The sequence below is a fragment of the Lactobacillus sp. UMNPBX19 genome (assembly GCF_002553805.1).
In the GTDB taxonomy this organism is placed as follows: Bacteria; Bacillota; Bacilli; order Lactobacillales; family Lactobacillaceae; genus Lactobacillus.
Window position 1 is genome coordinate 1 of the sequence record NZ_PCYR01000117.1, and the last position, 427, is coordinate 427.

1 protein-coding gene is annotated in these 427 nt (G+C 42.9%); it reads left to right on the forward strand.

Annotated elements, in window-relative coordinates:
• A partial coding sequence (locus CP370_RS09355; protein ID WP_143467895.1) for a class I SAM-dependent methyltransferase occupies positions 1-427 on the forward strand: 427 nt, incomplete at both ends.

Sequence of the window (427 nt, forward strand, 5' to 3'; positions counted from 1 at the left end):
AAGACATCCCCGCAGGTAAAATTTTAGATTTGGGTGCGGGTTATGGCCCAGTAGCCATCAGTTTGGCGAAAGTTATGCCAGAACGAGAATTCGTAGCCGCTGAAATTAATGCGCGTGCTGTAGAATTAGTCGCACGTAATGCTGAACAAAATCATGTGGCGCAACAAATTTCAGTAAGACAATCTGACCGATATGAGCAGGTATCGGGAAAATTCGCGGCGATTCTAACTAATCCACCTGTGCGAGCTGGTAAACAAATTGTAACGGATATGATTGCCGGGGCAGTTGACCACTTAGTTGATGGTGGAACCTTGACCGTTGTTTTACAGAAAAAACAGGGAGCACCTTCTGCTAAAAAATTAATGGCTGAATTATTTGGCAATGTGCAAACGATTGCTAAAGACAAAGGATATTATATTTTGGAGAG